Below are 17,854 nucleotides of genomic sequence, written 5' to 3' on the forward strand. Positions count from 1 at the left end.
ATTAATTGAGCACTCCCCCATGGCATTCTATCGGATCGATGGTCTCCAGGGGGGCTTAGCGTTGACCTAACTTGGAAATGCTAAAGGACCTAGGTTGAAATCCTAATAGGAAAAGCGGGTAATCCTGGTCTTATCACTGAAAAACAGTGTTTTAATGGTGAGTCTCATACACGTTCCCATTGCGGAGAACAGGCCTTCCTACAGAGTAATACCAGGCAAATTGTGCTTCTTGTACCTGGTACCAATCCAGGCAGTTGCGGCCATCGATGAGAGGGGCATTTCGAAGTGCTTGTGCCAGGACCTTTAAGGGAATTTGTTTAAATACAGGCCATTCCGTAGCAATGACTAACGCATCAAGGTTAGGGTTCAAAACAGAGTCAGCATCGTCACACCATACAATGGCGGACTCTGCCGTGAAAAGGATTTTTGCAGCGTCCATGGCTGCTGGGTCATAGACCCGTACCGTTGCGCCAGCCTCTAGGAGTGCACGTATTAACTCTAAACTGCTTGCTTCCCGCATATCATCAGTGCCTGGTTTAAACGCCAGCCCCCAGATACCAATGGTTTTATTCTCGAGGCCCTGATCAAAATGCCTGGATAATATATCAATGGCCCATTTTTTTTGTACTTGATTAATCGCTTCGATTGCTTCCAATAGGCTTGTCTCGGCCTGAATGGCTTTTGCCGTGTGGAGTAAGGCGCGAGTATCTTTGGGAAAACAGGAGCCGCCATAGCCGATGCCCGCTTGTAAAAAATGGGGGCCAATACGGTGATCTAATCCTATTCCTTGTTGAATGTCATCGATATGAGCCCCCATTTTTTCTGCAATACTGCTAATTTGATTAATGAAACTGATTCGGCAGGCAAGCATGGCGTTGGCTGCGTATTTCGTCAATTCGGCGGAGCGTCTACTCATACAGAGAAGAGGGATGCCTTGATCGGTCAGCGGTTTATACATCTCTTGTAATGGTATGAGTGCAGATCTTTCTCCGCCAACTACAATGCGATCGGCATATAGAAAGTCATTGACAGCACATCCCTCCCGTAAAAACTCAGGGTTGGAGACTACTTGAACACGATAGGACGCATGGCGGCGCAATAACCCATCAGAAATTCGCTGTTGTATCCTATCGCCGGTTCCTACAGGGACAGTGGATTTGATTATTAATGTTGCGTCTGAGCAAATTTCATTAATAAAAGAATCAATTACTGAGAATACCTGGGATAAGTCCGCACTTTTGTCAGGCAGCTCAGGCGTTCCGGTTGCAATTAGATGCAAACTGCTTTGTTGTATTGCCTGTGTTAATGAGGTGGTAAATTGTAAGCAGCCGTTTCGCAATTGTTCTTGTATCAATTCAGGAAGTTGTTCTTCATAAAGAGGGCACCGGCCTTCTTGCAAATCACGAATACGCTGGGTATGAATATCAACACACAGAACCTGATGCCCAATTTTTGCAAGACAGGCCGCAGAAACCAAGCCGACATATCCCGCACCATACACTGAAATAATCATAGACCTGTCCTCTTGGATTTTTGTGGAAGATATTCATGCTGAATTAGAACAAATTTGTATGGATAACTACTTCTGCAATTAGCGTATTGTCATTAAACCCTTTGTATTGCAGTAGTCCTGCAATTGCTTGAGGCTGGATAAAATAATAGGACGCCAAGTTTTGCTTTATGTGCAGAATCTCCTGGAGGTATAGCTTACAAGAAAACACGTCTTTTAACATTAGCTTTTTAGGGGGATTTGAGTTAAAAAGAAACGGTTAATTCTAAGCTCTTAAATCGCAGCAGCATGATTCATTTTACGTTTGGTCTTGGCAACGCCAGGTTGATCAAAGGGATTAATGCCCCAAATAACACCCTGCGCAAAAATTTTATGTTCATATAGGGCAACCAGTGCGCCAATAGTATAGGGTGAACACGAATCTAAATGGAGGTGATTCATGGTCATATTTCCGGGAGTAAAATCAGAATAATTATCAAAACCAGTTTCACCTTTAGCCAATAAGGTCATCTTTAAATTACATAGTTCATTAATAAGTTGCCCGTTATTGGGTTTTAAGGAAATAAAATCGGCTGTAACTTTATGTGTGCCTTGAGACAGTAATTGGTAATAGCTATGTTGCGCTTGATTACCTAAGCCACCCCAGACGATAGGACCCGTTTTGTAATTGACTATACGTCCATGTATGTCAACAGATTTACCATTGCTTTCCATGTCGAGTTGTTGAAGATAGGGAACAAACAGTTCAAGATTTTTGGAATAAACCCAAAAGAGTAAATTGTTAATGTGTAAAAAATTATTATTCCAGATACCTAAAAGTGCCAGTAGTATGGGTAAATTCGTTGAAATAGGACTGTATTGAAAATGGTTGTCCATCTCATGAGCTCCTGAAAGAAGCTCGCTAAACAGGTCAAAGCCAATACCAATAGCGGTGATTAAGTTAATTGCGGAACACAGTGAGTAGCGCCCCCCTACCCATTCCCAAATTGGGATAATAGTCTTAATCCCATAGTGAGCTGCTTCTTCCTGATTAGCTGTTACGGCTATTACGTGTTTTGCAACATATTGTTTGTTTCCTAGCCACTCTATGGCTTTTTTAGCATTATAGAGTGTTTCTTGAGTGCTAAAAGATTTTGAAGAGATAATAAATAAGGTGGTTTCTGGTTTCAAATTGCGAAGTGTATATTGAAAGTTAGAGGGGTCAGCGTCTGATATAAAATGTAGGCCCAGGCTAGGGCTAATATATTCTGTTAGGGCATTAACGCAAAATCGAGGGCCTAAATCTGATCCACCGATGCCGATGTTAACGATATCTTTTATAGGCTCCCCAGAAAAACCAAGCCATTGTTTGCTTCTAATCTTCTCTGCAATATGCTGTATAGTTTGGCGCGCTTTTAAGATCTCAGGCATCACATCCTGTCCATCTACAAAAATAGGGGTACCAGCGGGTGCTCGAAGCGCGGAATGCAAGGCTGGTCGGTTTTCGCTTCTATTAACTTTTTCTCCTTGAAACAGCCCCTTTATTTTGGTGAATAACTCCCGCTCTTTGGCTAAGTCAAAGAGAAAAGGTAATGTTTCTGTAGTGATGTGTTGATAGGAATAATCAAGTTGGATGCCACAGGTTTTCGCCATAAAATCCTGGGTAGGTAGGCTGGAGTTAAAATCATTTAACAGTCTAAATTTATGAGCATCGGCATGTTGCTGTAATGCCTTCCAGCTGCTGGTAGAAGTAAGTTGCATTATGTAAAAATATCCATATTTTGAGACTTGTCGTATTGATTTTAAAAAAGCATAGTGTACTTTAAAAGCTACTGAAGAAAAAGATCACTTTATTTTGAGAGAACGCGCTCGTGAGCGCTTAAACGGTTTAACATTAATATGGTACCGAGAAGAGGACTCGAACCTCCACGGGGTCACCCCCACTAGCACCTGAAGCTAGCGTGTCTACCAATTCCACCACCTCGGCATAGGTCGCTAAAATACTCAAGATCAGTTAAGCTGTCAATCTTTATTGGGCCTGCTCTTAAAAATAGATCAATTAATTTGGTCTATGAGGTGAAGTCTGGTAGAAATTTTAGTGGATACTCTTGCGGGCGTATGAGATGGCTATACTTAATTTAATTGAAAAATCGGTTGATTGTTGTTTTGCTTTTCTACCACGAAAAAAACCAGATAAGAACATACTGTCAGAGGTTCGCCTTATTGCCCATCGGGGTGCACATGATAAAAAACTTCAATTAATAGAAAATACTGACGCCGCCTTTCAACGCGCTTTGGCCTTAGGATGCTGGGGTATCGAACTTGATATTCATGCGACAGCAGATGGTGTTTTGGTAGTCAACCATGATCCTACCCTAAGGCGGCTTTGGGGCAAGGATCTCGCCATCAGAGACTTAACTTTTACGGCTTTGCGTAAATTGGTCCCTACTCTGCCGAGCCTTGCCGAAGTGATTGATCGATATGGCAAACGGCTTCATTTATTTGTTGAGCTTAAGGCGCCTTTTACTGAGGAAGCCGCGTTGATTTCTACCTTAAGGCCATTGACCCCCTGCATTGATTATCATCTACTTAGTTTGAATGAACCCCTCTTTGCTTCTTGTTCAAAGTTGCCACGTGAAGTGATGTTGTTAGTTGCGGCGCATAACAATGTTACCCAGTTCTGCCAGCTCAGCTTAAAGAGGTGTTACGCTGGGGTCTTGGGTCACTATTTACTATTGAATAATAATAAAATTAAACAACTGCGCTCAGCTAATCAGCGGGTTGGTGTGGGTCTTGTTGATTCAAAATTTGGCTTATATAGAGAGTTAAATCGTGGTCTGCATTGGGTGTTTAGCGATAATGTCAGCTTGCTTCGTTCTTGTTTACAGGAGTTAGAAACAGGAAATCGAGGGTGAAATAAACCGGGTTAGCAGCTTGTTGTTTCTGTAATCAATGACACTCAGGCCTGGCCTGAGTGTCATTGAAATGGACCACTTAGCGAGGATTTACCATTTCTTCAGGTTTAACATAGTCATTGAATTGTTCAGCTGTTAAAAATCCCAGTTTTACGGCTGCCTCTTGTAATGAAATGTTTTCATGATGAGCGGTTTTAGCAATTTTAGCTGCTTTATCATAACCAATATGCTGATTTAAGGCGGTTACCAGCATGAGAGAGTGGTGGAGGTAGTAATCAATGGTGGTCTTATTCGCTTGTAAACCTTCCACACAAAACTCTTGGAATGAATGGCAGGTGTCGGCTAACAGGTTTAATGAATGCAGGACATTAAATATAATCACTGGTTTAAACACGTTTAGCTCAAAATTACCCTGGCTGGCAGCAATAGCAACCGTCGTATCATTGCCGATTACTTGAGCGCAAACCATGGTCATTGCCTCGCATTGGGTAGGGTTAACTTTGCCAGGCATAATCGAAGAACCAGGCTCATTTTCAGGTAGAATCAACTCGCCAATGCCGCAACGTGGACCTGAACCCAGCCAACGTACATCATTAGCAATTTTCATTAATGCACAGGCTAGGGTTTTCAGTGTGCTATGGGCTATTACCAGGGGCTCATGTGAAGCCAAGGCTGCGAATTTATTGGCGGCAGATATAAAAGGCAGTTTGGTAATGGTGGCGATATGGGTTGCCGCTTTAACTGCAAATTGGGGATGGGTATTTAAGCCTGTACCGACAGCGGTGCCGCCCAACGCCAATTCATACAGTTCAGGCATTACCCCTTCGATGCGATGGATACAAGCGTCCAATTGCGCGACATAACCAGAAAATTCTTGTCCCAGGGTTAGTGGTACAGCGTCTTGTAAATGAGTACGGCCAATTTTTACAATGTCTTTGAAGCTGTTCATCTTGGCAGCCAAGGCATCACGCAAGTTACGTACCGCAGGCAGTAGTTTTTTATGAAAGGCAATTGCCGCGGCAATATGCATCGCAGTGGGGAATGTGTCATTTGAGGATTGTGACATATTAACATGATCATTAGGATGGATTGGTGTTTTACTGCCTTTGATGCCACCTGCCATTTCAATCGCGCGATTGGAAATAACCTCGTTAACATTCATATTGGATTGAGTGCCGCTACCCGTCTGCCAGACATGGAGCGGAAAATGTTCATCTAATGAACCGCTGCTAACCTCCTCTGCTGCTTTAACAATTAAATCAGCTTTATCTTTGGGCAATTTGCCAAGCTCAAGATTAGTAAGCGCTGCTGCTTTTTTCAAAATACCGAAGGCGTGTGATACTTCAATTGGCATAATATCGCGGCCAATATTGAAATGATGCAAAGAACGCTCTGTTTGCGCTCCCCAGTATTTATCGGCGTCAACAGCAATTTCGCCCATACTATCTGTTTCGATACGCGTGCTAGCCATCGTCATTATTTCCCCTTAGATAAAAGCAAAATTCTAGCATAGAGCATCCGGTCACTTAATTAATTTTTATAAGAATAGGTAATTAAATTGATCCTTCACCTAAGAGGATGGAATGGAATGCATTTTTAAATACGGCCTTCCGGACCATGCTTTAACTCCATGAAATCTGACGTATACTAAGGCAAAATGGCTTGCTGTGAGTGAAAGTGAGAGTTGTTCGTATTTATCAACCTGGACCTTATCATTGTGGTCAGGAGTTCGAGTTATCCGCTGAGGCGGCACAACATGTCGGCGTGGTGTTGCGTATGCAGCCAGGCCAACAAATTGTCCTGTTTTGTGGGGATAATCGTGAGTTTGATGCAACGATTAGCAGTGTGCACAAAAAGAAAGTCCTTGTTACTGTGCTAACAGAACGAATGGTTAATAGGGAGTCGCCACGAATTATTCATTTAGCCCAGGCTGTTTCTAAGGGTGAACGTATGGAGCTTGTCGTGCAAAAAGCAGTGGAATTGGGTGTTACTGCGATTACTCCTCTCATTACGGCGCGCTCGGTTGTGAAATTAGACAAAGAGCGAATGGAAAAGAAGCTTGCACAATGGCAGGCGATTGCGGTTTCCGCTTGTGAACAATCAGGACGGAATCAAATTCCTGTTATTACACCGACTCTCTCTTTAGACGATTATTTACAAAAAGAGCAGGCTTCCTTGAAATTTATCTTATATCCTGAGGCGGCAAAGACCTGGCGAGATTATAATTTTGCCCAGGCAGATATTGCTTTGTTAATCGGACCTGAGGGGGGATTTAACCAAGAAGAAATCGAACATATTTTTTCTTTTAATTTTAGGCCGCTATGTTTAGGGCCACGGGTATTACGTACAGAAACAGCGGCAATTGCAGCGATTAGCGTGTTGCAAGCTATCGGCGGTGATCTATAATGCTAGTCAGACAATTTAATCAAGAGGTTTTTCATGAGCGATAATATTAAGACAGTCACTGATGGCAGTTTTGAGCAGGATGTATTGAATTCTACCAAGCCTGTGTTAGTGGATTTTTGGGCTGAGTGGTGTGGTCCTTGCCGTGCATTAACACCAATCCTGGAAGAGGTGGCAGCTAGTCACAGCGATAGTATCAGTTTTGCCAAAATCAATATTGATGAAAACCCACAAACGCCTTCTAAATATGGCGTTATGAGTATTCCAACACTTATTTTATTTAAAAATGGCCAAGTCGAAGCAGTAAAAATGGGTTTGCTTTCCAAGTCGCAATTAAGTGCTTTTGTTGAGAGTAATGCCTGATTTTAATCAATTCCATCTTCTCTCCAGCTTATAATTAAAGATGGAGAGATAAAAAAACAGTGGATCTCTTGGAAAAGCTATGTTAGGCTCTTAGTTCAATATGTGGCTATACTCAGAGCCGCCACTTCAAGTTAACCCAATTTAGTTTTATAGCGCTACTAATATTGTTGCTGTATAGTATAAGATGGGTAAAGTAAGTCTGGCGAACTTAGAGTGATGCCAAGTTGTCCTTCCTAAAATTATCTCGGAAATCCATTTCGTTTAACCAACACATCAAGTGAGAAGTATGAATCTTAGTGAACTTAAGCAATTACCCATTGCCGATCTTGTTAATATCGCTCAAGAAATGGGGGCTGAAAATACTGCCCGCATGCGTAAACAGGATATTCTTTTTGCCATCCTCAAAGCGCATTCGCACAAAGGAGAAGATATTCTTGGCGGTGGCGTTTTGGAAGTATTAACCGATGGTTTTGGCTTTTTGCGATCTGAAGACGGCTCCTACCAGGCAGGGCCCGATGATATTTATGTTTCTCCCAGCCAAATAAGACGGTTTGGTTTGCGGACTGGAGATACCATAACAGGCAAAATTCGACCGCCTAAAGACAATGAGCGTTATTTTGCTCTGCTGAAAGTCGATCAAATCAACTTCGACTCCCCAGAAAGCGCTAAACGTAAAATTTTATTTGAAAACTTGACGCCTTTATTCGCCACCCAGCGGTTGGTCATGGAACAAGGAAATGGCAGTACAGAGGACCTGACGGCTCGTGTTGTTGATCTTTGCGCTCCTTTTGGCCGTGGTCAGCGTGGCCTTATTGTGTCTCCACCGAAAGCGGGTAAAACATTAATGTTGCAGAATCTTGCCCATTCGATTGAGAAAAATTACCCTGAATGTTATCTGATTGTGTTATTAATTGATGAACGTCCAGAGGAAGTTACCGAAATGCAACGTTCGGTAAAAGGTGAAGTGGTAGCAAGTACCTTCGATGAGCCAGCGAATCGCCACGTACAGGTTGCGGAAATGGTTATCGAAAAAGCAAAACGTCTGGTCGAACATAAGCGGGATGTGGTTGTTTTACTGGATTCTATTACCCGGTTAGCACGTGCTTATAACACCGTTGTTCCTTCATCAGGAAAGGTGCTGACAGGTGGTGTGGATGCTAACGCTTTACAGCGACCAAAGCGTCTTTACGGTGCTGCACGTAATATCGAAGAAGGTGGTAGCCTAACTATTATAGCAACAGCGCTGGTGGATACTGGTTCCAAGATGGATGAGGTGATTTACGAAGAGTTTAAGGGAACCGGTAATATGGAAATCCACTTAAGCCGTAGTATCTCTGAGCGCCGTGTATTCCCTGCCATTAATATCAATCGTTCTGGTACACGTCGTGAAGACCTGTTATTAAGTCCGGAAGAATTACATCGTACCTGGATTCTGCGTAAGATTCTGCAATCGATGGATGAATGTGATGCCATTGAGTTCTTACTAGAGCGCATGAAAAATCACAAGACAAATGCAGAATTTTTTGAAGCGATGAAACGCCAGGAATAAATGTGGTTTCGGTGTTGCTGGGAATCGCTATTTGCGTAGCCCTGCTTCACCCCGCTCCTGCGGATATACAGGCGACTTAGGTTTACCCTTTGTTTTTGTATGAAGTCGCCTGTACCCTAATCAACGCAATTAATTTTCCCGAATTCTTACTCATGAAATATGCTGATCTTCGTGACTTTATCGAGCAGTTAGAAACTCGCGGCTTATTGCGGCGTATCGCTTATCCTGTATCGCCAGATCTTGAAATGACGGCTGTCAGTGATAGGGTTTTGCGAGCTGGAGGGCCCGCATTACTGTTTACTCATCCTAAGAACAGTACGATGCCTGTATTGACCAATTTGTTTGGTACCGTTGAACGGGTAGCACTCGGTATGGGTGAAGAAACTATTACAGCCTTGCGTGAAATAGGCAAACTTTTAGCGGCATTAAAAGAGCCTGAACCACCAAAGGGTTTTAAAGATGCATTCAGTAAATTACCGCTGCTCAAACAAGCGTTGAATATGGCGCCCAAATACGTCAATAGCGCAGCATGCCAGACTCATGTTTGGGAGAAAGATGAGGTCGATTTAGCTCGCTTGCCCATTCAAACCTGCTGGCCGGGTGATGTTGCACCACTTATTACTTGGGGATTAGTCACTACTAAAGGGCCCCATCAGCCACGTGAAAATATAGGCATTTATCGCCAACAAGTAATCGGCAAAAATAAACTAATAATGCGCTGGTTGTCACACCGTGGTGGCGCTTTGGATTATCAAGCCTGGCAGAAAGCCTATCCCGGTGAGAGATTCCCTGTTGCGGTAACGTTGGGTGCTGATCCGGCAACCTTGCTGGCAGCTGTTACGCCTGTCCCTGATACGTTGTCAGAATACGCGTTTGCCGGTTTATTGCGAGGTCAACGTACCCAACTTACTACCTGTATTGGCAGTGATTTACATGTGCCGGCCAGTGCCGAAATTATTTTGGAAGGGTTTATTGAGCCGGGCTTAGAGGCTGATGAAGGCCCGTTTGGTGATCATACTGGTTATTATAATGAAGTGCAGTCTTTTCCTGTATTAACTGTTGAACGAATTAGTTATCGCGATAAGCCTATTTATCACAGTACTTACACGGGTCGGCCTCCTGATGAACCGGCGATTTTAGGCCTGGCTCTCAATGAGGTATTTATTCCTTTACTACAAAAACAATTCCCAGAAATTGTGGATTTTTACTTGCCTCCAGAGGGATGTTCTTATCGCTTAGCGGTTGTCACCATTAAAAAACAATATCCTGGCCATGCAAAGCGAGTAATGATGGCAGTTTGGTCTTTTTTAAGACAATTTATGTATACCAAATTTGTTATTGTCTGTGATGACGATATTGATGCACGGAATTGGCAGGATGTAATTTGGGCTATAACTACTCGTATGGACCCTTTGCGCGATACGGTAATGGTTGATAATACACCGATAGATTATCTTGATTTTGCCTCTCCAATTTCTGGTTTGGGTTCGAAAATGGGAATGGATGCAACCAATAAATGGCCAGGAGAAACTCAGAGAGAATGGGGTACGGCAATTACTATGGATAGAGCGGTCTTAGAACGAGTCGATAACTACTGGTCTCAATTGGAATTGGATACATGAGTAGTACTGTTGTTAGTGCACGAATAGAGAGTATCACTCCCCTCACCGATACTATTTTACAAGTTATTTTGCTGCCTGAGCGGTATGTTGATTACCAGGCAGGACAGTATTTGCAAATTTTATCTGGCGGTGAAGAATTAAGTTATTCAATTGCTAATGCCCCCTTAGGTTCCTGCAAATATGAATTACATATACGTCATAGCCAGGGTAATGCCAGTAATCAACGGCTACTTGCTGAAATCAGGCAACGCGGGGTAGTGACCATTCGGTTACCACTGGGTGATTGTCACTTGGACAAATTACAAACTACACGGCCTATTTTATTTATTGCCGGAGGTACAGGATTTGCGCCCATTAAAGCAATGATAGAGCAGTTGCTGGCAAGTGGCGATAAACGGTCCTTTGAGTTATTTTGGGGTGCACGTTCGCAAAGCGATTTGTATCTCGATGAGAAGGTTATACAATGGCAGGCCCATGTGGAACGCTTTCGTTATTTTTCTTTATTGTCTAACACCAATAAAGAAACACTAATCTCTAAAGTACTCGAGCATCACCCTAACGACCTGAGTAAATGGCAGGTGGTCATTGGCGGGCCTTTTGATATGGTTTATACCATCAGAGATTTTTTAGTGGCTGCTGGGTTACCACGTACACAACAATTCGCAGACGCGTTTAGTTTTGAAGAAAAAGGAAGCTAGTAAATGGAAACGTTATATCAACTATTAGGATTGTTAGCTGCAGGGTTAATTGTCTGGGTGTTATATCGCAGTATCAAAGGTCGTCCCGAGCAATTTAGTCGTGAAAATCTCAGTAAAAGCTTTTCCACGATGGGTTTATTAGGTGTTCTGCTCATTGGCTTTGTTGCTTTATTAGTTTTTATACTAAGACATACCTAGATAGTGCAAAAGCAAAGCCTGTCCAGGACCGGTTGACGTTACGCTAGCTTGAGTCGAAAAACGTTAATTTACGAGCCTCGCAGCGCGGAAAATTAGCGTTTTTCGGCCAAGATAGTAGACAGGTCACAGACCCTAATGACGGCTTGCATTACTGTAATAGTTCCCTTGTCGTTCATTCAGGTAATGACCAAGAAGAGGATTATTAATTGCTGAAGAGTTAGGGGCTTTCCTTAGTAAGCATTCTTCTACATACGTTATCAAACTGCTCTCATCAACCAATAAGCGATACCAAGGATTCCGGGTCGCAAAGGCCCGCTTAACGGCCTGTGGATTATAACGGCCAGACGCTTGGAAAAGTGGATCGACATCGATAATAACAGCACGATAACCCTGTTGTGTATGAATTACCTGCTCACCAACATTAAATTTTGCTGTTTTATTCATCGCGTTCTCCTGGTTTCAGCCAGTCCTTGCGTTTTTACTCTGATATCGGTTAGCCTCGATAAATCTTGAATTTGCTGCAATAAAAAGTATGAATAAGGATATCGCGCGCTATAAGATGCATTTTGTAACGGTTGCCCTCCTTCTTAGTTATGCTTACATTCATACCACCCTTACGGGGGTCTATACTGAAGCACCACTTACGGAATTAATCGATTTTTCGGTTCGCTTGCCTTATGGACAGCGAATGTTAGTCCCTGCCTTGGCTCATTTTCTTGCGTATATGCTGCCCATGGAAATCGATCAATTATTCTTTTTACTGGAATGGCTGTTTGTGAGCCTTTTCTATTATGCCCTCACTAAATTACTTGCTTATGAATTTGAGCCACGGGTAGCCCAGTTACTAAGTTGGCTATTTATTCTGCTTTTGCCTTTGATAACAGTCATTAATTACCGTTTTAACAGTGATGGCGATGCGACTTTTTTTTACCCTTGTGATTCTGCCGCGCTTTTTTTTATGGCTACAGGCTTTTTATTGTGTCTGCGTGCGCAATGGGTTTACCTAATCCCTTGGGTGTTTTTAGCCACTTTTAATCGCGAGAGCAGTATTTTGCTGGTTTTATTGATTCCTGCACTTTATTGGCAACATCCACGGACAATTTTTAAACCCTTATTGTTTGCGATCTTGGCTTATTTCTCGGCACGCTTTCTTATTGTGATGAGTTTGCAGGACATTCCGGGGCAGTTAATGGAATGGTACTTTCGTGGTTCTTCCTACACTTATTTTGAAGTTAATTTGCTATGGTTGTTCAATGAGCAGCATATTTTTTTATTTATCTTTTGTTTTGCGGGGTTACCCTTATTTTGGTTTGCTTTTTATGACTTTATCCCCCCGCAATATAGACCCATTCGTTATGTTAGCCTGTGTTATTTTCTTGGTTTATTACTGGTTGGTAGTTTCATGGAAGCAAGGATCTTTAGTGAAATTATAATTCTTCTTTATTTGCCGGTTTGCGTAGCCATCCGTTGTTGGCTTATTTCAGCAGAACCCACTTATGCCCCTGTAAGAAATTTTGCTTACTATCTTAATCGATATAGTGTGCTTGCTATTTTAAGTGTTGTTTTGCTATTTAGTCCGACCTGGAACAAATGGGTTATTTGGCTATCTCATCATAGTTACTAATTACTTTGTTTGGGGTGTATTTTGCCAAAATAATGCCTAGCTCATATAAAAGGCAAAGAGGAACAGCCAGCATAATTTGGGATAAAACGTCGGGCGGGGTCAACAGCATGCCTATGGTAAACGCAGCGACAATGACGTAAGGCCTCACTTTTTTCAATACCTGAATATCAAGCCATCCCAAACGAACCAGGGTTAAACAGAGAAGTGGTACTTGGAAACAAAAACCAAAGAGTAATAGCATTCGGGTAATAAAATCGAGGGCATAAGTCATATCAGGCATAAATTTAACGCCTAAAGGGACTGCTTTGGCAAAAAACTGAAACATAAAGGGCAAAACCAAATAAAAACAAAATAAAACCCCCAAACAAAATAATAGAAGACTACTTGTCAGTGCCCCGCGTAAATTGTAACGCTCATGACGATAAAGCCCTGGGGCGACAAAACACCATAATTGCAAAAGCGCAAAAGGTGCGGTGCACAACATGGCGGCATCCCCTGCAAGTTTGATAGGGGTTAATACCGGAGAGGTAATTTGTGTGGCGATTAACGAATTTTCTTTTGGTAAGGCATTGATTAACGGAGAGATAAGAGCATGAAATAAATCATTTGCACAGAAAAAAAACAATAAAAAAAAAGAGAAAAAAGTAATAATAATATGTAGTGCACGTTTACGAAGCTCTAACAAATGACTTAACATGAGCCCTATTTCTCTTCTCGATACCTAACTCAGTAACCTAACATGGCTATTCGCCAAGTGATAGTTTTTTATTGATTGGCAAGCAAAAAAATGATTTTAAGGATAAACTAGGGTCCACTAAAAAATGTTAATATAGTTTTTCTTTGTTTTAGGTGAAGAAGTGAACCATCGCCCCCGTAAACGGTTTGGCCAGAATTTTTTAAAAAACAGGCATATTATTAGTGATATTTTAAATGCTGCGCATTTGCATCAGGACGATAAGGTCGTTGAAATTGGTCCAGGGCTAGGTGCATTAACGCAGCCTTTATTAAAACAGCTCAATCATTTAACAGCGATTGAAATCGATACTGATTTACAAGCCCATCTGGCTACTTTGCCTACGGCTACCGAAAAATTGGATATAGTGCCTGCCGATGCTTTAACGGTTGATTATAGTCAATGGGGTAAAGAGCTGCGCATTTTAGGTAATTTACCGTATAATATCTCCACCCCTCTACTGCTTCATCTTCTTGATTATGCGCAATGGATTGAGGATATGCACTTCATGTTGCAAAAGGAAGTTGTTATGCGCTTAGCGGCGCAGCCTGGAACGAAAGCCTATGGACGACTAAGCGTTATGGTACAATATCATTGTGACGTGGAGCATTTGTTTGATGTGCCGCCAGAGGCGTTTCACCCTCAACCTAAAGTGGATTCAGCCATTGTGCGTTTAACACCCTACCGATCATCCCCTTATCCAATAGTGGATACTAATAGGCTTGAACGGTTAGTCGCACAGGCATTTTCCATGCGGCGTAAGACGTTGGCAAATAATTTAAAACCCTTATTTAGCGCAACCCAAATAACAGAATTAGGGCTCGATCCTCTTTCGCGTCCCGAACAAATAGCAGTGATAGATTACGTACGACTAGCGAAATTTATGGTCAATTAGTGTAAAATATTAATAAATGCTGAATTTGGAGGTTGATTTGTTTCATCGTCCCGGAAAAAAGGCAGGATCGTTGAATGCCAAACCACTCAAGGATTTGACGCGTATTACGCCTGCCGCGCTCATGTTAGCGGAAGAAAAGCGCAAGACCCTCATGTTGCAAATTCGTGAGGCGAACGCTCTGGAAGAGGTGCGCTTCGACAGCCTGTGCTTGAGTCTCGTGCATAATCTAATTAATCATTGCCAAAATTTGCCTGACACTTCTAATAGTTACTATTCGCAACAAGGTGGTTTGCTGGATCACGCATTAAATCGCACGGAAGCGGCGCTAAGTCTTTTTCGCCAGTACCTTGTACAAGAAGGCGGAGCCGAATTATCAGAGGAGCAGAAATTGTGGCAATACGCGCTGTTTTCTGCCGCTATCTTACAAGGTGCAGGTAAACTGTATATCGATTATAGCCTTGATTTATATGATAACAATGGCCAGTTTTTAAAGCAGTGGAATCCCTTACTGGAAAGCCTTGTGGCGGTGGGGAGTCATTATAGCTATGAATTCCAAAAAGAATCGGATGATGAGTTTCGTCGTCGCCTTAATATACTGATAGCGCGATTGTTAATGCCTGCTGGTGGTTTCGCCTGGATTGCTGCAAATCCGCAAGTATTGGCTGTATGGCTTGCTTTGCTCAATGAAGACGTTCATGCCGCGGGAACGTTGGGGGCGATTCTAATCCGTGCAGATGCAATTGCTATTCAGCGGTATTTTAACCAAATGATGCTGCGGAATTATGGTTCACGTGGTAATCGCTATGGACGAGTGGGTACTTTTACCGGTGGTGCACCTGAATCAGTGGCTGAAATAGAACAGCAGATTGGCGTAGAGTTTATTCAGTGGCTCACCAGAGCTTTAGAGGCAGGTCGTATTCATGTCAATAAAGCGCCTTTATTCATGGTGCCAGGTGGTATGTTGATGACACCAGAGATATTCCAACTCTTTGTGCGAGAACATCCCGAATATAAGAATTGGCAGGCGATACAAAAAGGCTTTTTATCTTTAGGCTTACATAGTGTGGCGGCGGATGGCAGTGTTTCCACGCGTTTTGAGCAAACCTCTAATCAACAAATGCATAATGGTATTGTTTTTGTGAATTATGCTGTTGCGCTTCCTGCCCAGGTTCAGTTGCATAACTTGAATACCGGTAAATCGGTGGCGATTTCGGCAACTGAATTGATCAATCAGGCTCAATTTAATAACCATTTTACCCGACAACAAAATGCACATATTGCCAATGCTTTACAGCATTTGACCCTTGCGGGCCAATGGCAGGCAGCACCAGTCGCCTCTCCTCCACAGGTTTCGATACGCCCAGGGGTACTTAACGGTGCCTGATTATGTAATAGGCGATGTACAAGGTTGTTATGAACCCTTACAACGCCTACTTGCTCATGTCGATTTTGATGAGAAGGTTGACCGTTTATGGTTTGTGGGGGATTTGGTCAATCGTGGGCCGGAGTCCCTGGCTGTTTTGCGTTTTATTAAAAATTTACCTCTTTCTGCGCGGATTACGTTAGGTAACCATGACTTGCATTTGTTAGGTAAGCTTTTTGGCGGTCATCCCGGGAGTAATCATGATGATACGTTGCATGATATTTTAGTTGCTAGTGATGTTGAGGAACTTGGGCATTGGTTACGCCAGCAGTCAATTTTATACCACGAACCGGAATTAAATATTGTCATGTGTCATGCAGGGATTGCTCCTGTTTGGGATTTAGCGTTGGCAAAATCCTGTGCCCTGGAGTTAGAACAGGTTTTGTCTGGTGCCGATTATCGTAGCTATCTAGCCGAAATGTATGGCAATGAACCTAATTACTGGTCATCAGATCTGGCAGGTATTGAGCGATTACGTGTTATTACCAATTATTTTACCCGTATGCGGTTTTGCGATAATCAGGGGCGCCTTGTTCTCAATTACAAAGGAACCATTGCCCAGGCTCCTGCCGGGTTAATTCCCTGGTTTGCTGTACCAGGCCGTAAAAAGATTGATGCGGATCTTGTTTTTGGTCATTGGGCTGCATTGGGCGGACGGTGTTCGGAGCCATCGATTTATGCTATTGATACTGGGTGTTTATGGGGTGGCCAATTAACGGCATTACGTTTGCAGGATAGACAGCGCTTTTCTGTTCCCGGTCTTAAATCCTGACTAAGGACAGCATTAGATTTCTTGTGATACGACCTGGTTTTTTCCATGCTCTTTTGCTTTATAAAGCATTTTATCAGCTGCTGAGAAAATTCTGTTCAGATCGGGCTTATGTCCGGGGACAATACAGATAATACTCATACTTAGGGTGATATTGAGATGTTCATTTTTTTTGGCAAACGCGTTTCTTATGGAATGACATAGATTCTTTGCCTGTTGCATACCCATATTTGCCGCAATAATAGCAAACTCATCACCTCCCAGACGCATAATAAGATCGTTGGCGCGGCGTAAAGAGTTCCTTAGCACGCCTGCAACCAAACATAAAAATTTATCCCCGTAAGGGTGGCCAAAGGTATCATTAAGGTATTTAAAATTATCAATATCAAGCAAGATAAGAATTAGAGGGTAAGAGTTACGTGTAGCACGATCCAATTCTCTAGCCAGGGCAGTATCAAAGTAACGTCTATTGAATAAACCGGTTAAGGCATCGGTAACTGACATGGTCCGAATTTCCTTATTTGATTTTTCTAATTTTTTATTAGAGATAGATAATTCATTAATCAGAAAATCTTTTTGAGTATTTAATTGAAAAACGCTATTCACTAAATGGTAATTAATTCTGGCAATAACAAGGAGCATCACAACAAATAATAAAAACATGGTTGCCAAAATACTTCTTTCGGTTTGCAGAAAGGAATAGTTGTAAATGATAACCGGTAAAAACATGGGTAATATATAAACGTAATAAGCAGGGAGAAAAGCCGATAACGATGCGACTCCTCCAGCGGCCATACCACCTAGCACCAAAATAAGCACACCTTCATGAACTCCGGTAAGAAGAGGTAAAAAAATTAAATAACTTGATCCCCAGACACAGCCGTTTAGAAAGGTAAGGGCTAAAAAAATAAATAGGGAATGGTTTGGCCCTGATAGATATTGTTTTTGTTTGAGTGCTTTTTTACAGTAAGCAAAGCGGATTACACTGGTGATGACTACTGCAATAAACCAGTAAAGGATGAAGGAAAATGGAATTTGGTTGTAAAATAAATCAAAAGAAAGCAGAGCTGCTACCAAGATATTAAATGGAATGGCATGTAAAGAGTTCTCTAATAGTAACAAATAGTTATCTATTTTCACTGAGGGTGGTTTTAATCTATCCATAATAAAACC

Annotated in this window: 17 protein-coding genes and 1 tRNA gene; 11 read left to right on the forward strand and 7 right to left on the reverse strand. The window is 42.3% G+C overall.

Annotated elements, in window-relative coordinates; translation table 11 throughout:
• Positions 1 to 151 precede the first annotated feature (151 nt).
• The 3 genes from ACN4Z1_RS01720 to ACN4Z1_RS01730 form a co-directional block, all read right to left on the reverse strand.
• Complete coding sequence (locus ACN4Z1_RS01720; RefSeq protein ID WP_228363503.1) at positions 152 to 1,513, reverse strand: UDP-glucose dehydrogenase family protein; 1,362 nt, start codon at positions 1,511 to 1,513, stop codon at positions 152 to 154.
• 270 nt (positions 1,514 to 1,783) lie between these two features.
• Entirely contained in the window at positions 1,784 to 3,253 is a 1,470-nt protein-coding gene (pgi, locus tag ACN4Z1_RS01725; protein WP_370634575.1) for a glucose-6-phosphate isomerase, read from the reverse strand.
• A 136-nt stretch (positions 3,254 to 3,389) separates the two neighbouring features.
• Positions 3,390 to 3,476: transfer RNA gene (locus ACN4Z1_RS01730), tRNA-Leu, on the reverse strand.
• Between the two features lie 136 nt (positions 3,477 to 3,612).
• On the opposite strand from ACN4Z1_RS01730, the gene ACN4Z1_RS01735 reads away from it, so the two are divergent.
• The gene (locus ACN4Z1_RS01735) at positions 3,613 to 4,404 is read left to right on the forward strand and encodes a glycerophosphodiester phosphodiesterase (RefSeq protein WP_228363501.1); all 792 of its coding nucleotides are present in this window, start codon (positions 3,613 to 3,615) and stop codon (positions 4,402 to 4,404) included.
• Between the two features lie 79 nt (positions 4,405 to 4,483).
• On the opposite strand, the gene fumC is transcribed toward ACN4Z1_RS01735, so the two are convergent.
• Positions 4,484 to 5,875 (reverse strand): class II fumarate hydratase, encoded by a 1,392-nt coding sequence (gene fumC, locus ACN4Z1_RS01740; protein ID WP_228364079.1) that lies wholly within the window; start codon positions 5,873 to 5,875, stop codon positions 4,484 to 4,486.
• A gap of 206 nt (positions 5,876 to 6,081) precedes the next feature.
• Between fumC and ACN4Z1_RS01745 the strand changes: the two genes are divergently transcribed.
• From ACN4Z1_RS01745 to ACN4Z1_RS01770, 6 genes are all read left to right on the forward strand, one after another.
• On the forward strand, positions 6,082 to 6,810 hold the full coding sequence (locus ACN4Z1_RS01745; RefSeq protein ID WP_370634574.1) for a 16S rRNA (uracil(1498)-N(3))-methyltransferase: 729 nt from the start codon (positions 6,082 to 6,084) through the stop codon (positions 6,808 to 6,810).
• 33 nt (positions 6,811 to 6,843) lie between these two features.
• Entirely contained in the window at positions 6,844 to 7,170 is a 327-nt protein-coding gene (gene trxA, locus ACN4Z1_RS01750) for a thioredoxin (RefSeq protein ID WP_115222569.1), read from the forward strand.
• A gap of 286 nt (positions 7,171 to 7,456) precedes the next feature.
• Positions 7,457 to 8,719 carry a transcription termination factor Rho gene (gene rho / locus ACN4Z1_RS01755; protein ID WP_115222568.1) on the forward strand — a complete coding sequence of 421 codons (1,263 nt, stop codon included), beginning with the start codon at positions 7,457 to 7,459 and terminating at the stop codon, positions 8,717 to 8,719.
• A 152-nt stretch (positions 8,720 to 8,871) separates the two neighbouring features.
• On the forward strand, positions 8,872 to 10,341 hold the full coding sequence (gene ubiD / locus ACN4Z1_RS01760; protein WP_115222796.1) for a 4-hydroxy-3-polyprenylbenzoate decarboxylase: 1,470 nt from the start codon (positions 8,872 to 8,874) through the stop codon (positions 10,339 to 10,341).
• Complete coding sequence (locus tag ACN4Z1_RS01765; RefSeq protein WP_228363499.1) at positions 10,338 to 11,039, forward strand: NAD(P)H-flavin reductase; 702 nt, start codon at positions 10,338 to 10,340, stop codon at positions 11,037 to 11,039. The genes ubiD and ACN4Z1_RS01765 overlap by 4 nt, the downstream gene beginning before the upstream one ends.
• A 3-nt stretch (positions 11,040 to 11,042) precedes the next feature.
• Positions 11,043 to 11,237: a hypothetical protein gene (locus ACN4Z1_RS01770; protein WP_115222566.1), complete on the forward strand. Its 195-nt coding sequence runs from the start codon at positions 11,043 to 11,045 to the stop codon at positions 11,235 to 11,237.
• 132 nt (positions 11,238 to 11,369) lie between these two features.
• Here ACN4Z1_RS01770 and hspQ read toward each other — a convergent pair whose 3' ends face one another.
• Positions 11,370 to 11,681 carry a heat shock protein HspQ gene (gene hspQ, locus ACN4Z1_RS01775; RefSeq protein WP_115222565.1) on the reverse strand — a complete coding sequence of 104 codons (312 nt, stop codon included), beginning with the start codon at positions 11,679 to 11,681 and terminating at the stop codon, positions 11,370 to 11,372.
• A gap of 88 nt (positions 11,682 to 11,769) precedes the next feature.
• On the opposite strand from hspQ, the gene ACN4Z1_RS01780 reads away from it, so the two are divergent.
• Entirely contained in the window at positions 11,770 to 12,861 is a 1,092-nt protein-coding gene (locus ACN4Z1_RS01780; RefSeq protein WP_228363498.1) for a hypothetical protein, read from the forward strand.
• Here ACN4Z1_RS01780 and tatC read toward each other — a convergent pair.
• Entirely contained in the window at positions 12,833 to 13,558 is a 726-nt protein-coding gene (tatC, locus tag ACN4Z1_RS01785) for a twin-arginine translocase subunit TatC (RefSeq protein WP_115222563.1), read from the reverse strand. The genes ACN4Z1_RS01780 and tatC overlap by 29 nt on opposite strands.
• A 160-nt stretch (positions 13,559 to 13,718) precedes the next feature.
• On the opposite strand from tatC, the gene rsmA reads away from it, so the two are divergent.
• The 3 genes from rsmA to ACN4Z1_RS01800 are packed head-to-tail and all read left to right on the forward strand — an operon-like array spanning position 13,719 to position 16,684.
• Positions 13,719 to 14,489 (forward strand): 16S rRNA (adenine(1518)-N(6)/adenine(1519)-N(6))-dimethyltransferase RsmA, encoded by a 771-nt coding sequence (rsmA, locus tag ACN4Z1_RS01790; protein ID WP_228363497.1) that lies wholly within the window; start codon positions 13,719 to 13,721, stop codon positions 14,487 to 14,489.
• A gap of 16 nt (positions 14,490 to 14,505) precedes the next feature.
• Entirely contained in the window at positions 14,506 to 15,873 is a 1,368-nt protein-coding gene (locus ACN4Z1_RS01795; RefSeq protein ID WP_115222561.1) for a conjugal transfer nickase/helicase domain-containing protein, read from the forward strand.
• Positions 15,866 to 16,684 (forward strand): symmetrical bis(5'-nucleosyl)-tetraphosphatase, encoded by an 819-nt coding sequence (locus tag ACN4Z1_RS01800; RefSeq protein WP_115222560.1) that lies wholly within the window; start codon positions 15,866 to 15,868, stop codon positions 16,682 to 16,684. The genes ACN4Z1_RS01795 and ACN4Z1_RS01800 overlap by 8 nt, the downstream gene beginning before the upstream one ends.
• Before the next feature lie 12 nt (positions 16,685 to 16,696).
• Here the strand turns inward: ACN4Z1_RS01800 and ACN4Z1_RS01805 are convergent, their stop codons facing one another.
• Positions 16,697 to 17,845, reverse strand: a complete 1,149-nt coding sequence (locus ACN4Z1_RS01805) for a GGDEF domain-containing protein (protein ID WP_228363496.1) — start codon at positions 17,843 to 17,845, stop codon at positions 16,697 to 16,699.
• Positions 17,846 to 17,854 lie beyond the last annotated feature (9 nt).

This window comes from Legionella sp. ST3F1 (assembly GCF_048553315.1).
Lineage (GTDB): Bacteria > Pseudomonadota > Gammaproteobacteria > Legionellales > Legionellaceae > Tatlockia > Tatlockia donaldsonii.

Coding starts and splice junctions, on each gene's coding strand:
- ACN4Z1_RS01720 (WP_228363503.1), bottom strand. CDS start 1,513: ATGATTATTTCAGTGTATGGTGCGGGATATGTCGGCTTGGTTTCTGCG.
- ACN4Z1_RS01735 (WP_228363501.1), top strand. CDS start 3,613: ATGGCTATACTTAATTTAATTGAAAAATCGGTTGATTGTTGTTTTGCT.
- fumC (WP_228364079.1), bottom strand. CDS start 5,875: ATGGCTAGCACGCGTATCGAAACAGATAGTATGGGCGAAATTGCTGTT.
- trxA (WP_115222569.1), top strand. CDS start 6,844: ATGAGCGATAATATTAAGACAGTCACTGATGGCAGTTTTGAGCAGGAT.
- rho (WP_115222568.1), top strand. CDS start 7,457: ATGAATCTTAGTGAACTTAAGCAATTACCCATTGCCGATCTTGTTAAT.
- ubiD (WP_115222796.1), top strand. CDS start 8,872: ATGAAATATGCTGATCTTCGTGACTTTATCGAGCAGTTAGAAACTCGC.
- ACN4Z1_RS01765 (WP_228363499.1), top strand. CDS start 10,338: ATGAGTAGTACTGTTGTTAGTGCACGAATAGAGAGTATCACTCCCCTC.
- ACN4Z1_RS01770 (WP_115222566.1), top strand. CDS start 11,043: ATGGAAACGTTATATCAACTATTAGGATTGTTAGCTGCAGGGTTAATT.
- hspQ (WP_115222565.1), bottom strand. CDS start 11,681: ATGAATAAAACAGCAAAATTTAATGTTGGTGAGCAGGTAATTCATACA.
- ACN4Z1_RS01780 (WP_228363498.1), top strand. CDS start 11,770: ATGAATAAGGATATCGCGCGCTATAAGATGCATTTTGTAACGGTTGCC.
- tatC (WP_115222563.1), bottom strand. CDS start 13,558: ATGTTAAGTCATTTGTTAGAGCTTCGTAAACGTGCACTACATATTATT.
- ACN4Z1_RS01795 (WP_115222561.1), top strand. CDS start 14,506: ATGCTGAATTTGGAGGTTGATTTGTTTCATCGTCCCGGAAAAAAGGCA.
- ACN4Z1_RS01805 (WP_228363496.1), bottom strand. CDS start 17,845: ATGGATAGATTAAAACCACCCTCAGTGAAAATAGATAACTATTTGTTA.